The sequence below is a fragment of the Amycolatopsis minnesotensis genome (assembly GCF_039529815.1).
Classification (GTDB): domain Bacteria; phylum Actinomycetota; class Actinomycetes; order Mycobacteriales; family Pseudonocardiaceae; genus Amycolatopsis; species Amycolatopsis minnesotensis.
In genome coordinates this window covers 1-675 of the sequence record NZ_BAAANN010000143.1, presented here as the reverse complement: position 1 = coordinate 675, position 675 = coordinate 1, and the positions used below count along the sequence as shown (strand labels likewise).

Sequence of the window (675 nt, the reverse complement as noted above, 5' to 3'; positions counted from 1 at the left end):
GACCTTTGTGAACGGATGAAGGAAATCATTCCCCGGCAGATGTTTGATGTGGCTATTCAGGCAGCGATCGGCAATCATATTATTGCCAGGACTACTGTGAAGGCGCTGAGAAAGAATGTGACCGCCAAGTGCTACGGCGGTGATGTGAGCCGTAAGCGCAAGTTGCTTGAAAAGCAGAAGGAAGGTAAAAAACGAATGAAGCAACTGGGGAAGGTGGAAATACCCCAGGAGGCCTTTCTGGCTGTACTGCAGGTGGACAAGAAATAGGGGCTTTCAGGCCGCTTGGGGCTGGCAGTGGCAGTGGCTGTGGCCCTTGCCATGATGGATAAACGTGGGGAGAGGGGGCCTGAAGGCCCGGAGTTGCCATGAATCTTGCATTGATACTGGTTGTTGCCACCTTTGTGACCGGTCTGGTCTGGGCGCTGGATAGACTCTGGTGGGCTCGTCTTCGTACCGAGGCGGCGGATGAACCCACGGTGGTGGAATGGTGCCGGGCCTTTTTCCCCGTGTTGCTGATTGTTCTCGTTCTACGCTCCTTCATTGCTGAGCCCTTCCGGATTCCCTCCGCATCCATGATGCCAACCCTGGTGGTGGGGGATTTCATTCTGGTGAACAAGTTTGCCTATGGACTCCGCTTGCCGGTGCTTGAGACCAAGATTCTGGATGTGGGTGAAC

At 54.7% G+C, this 675-nt stretch carries 1 protein-coding gene and 1 pseudogene; both read left to right on the top strand.

Annotated elements, in window-relative coordinates:
* Positions 1–267 (top strand): annotated as a pseudogene (locus ABD256_RS44220) (elongation factor 4); the annotation flags it as partial.
* 98 nt (positions 268–365) lie between these two features.
* Positions 366–675 (top strand): S26 family signal peptidase (locus ABD256_RS44215; protein WP_344432410.1); only part of this gene is annotated, 310 nt, incomplete at its 3' end.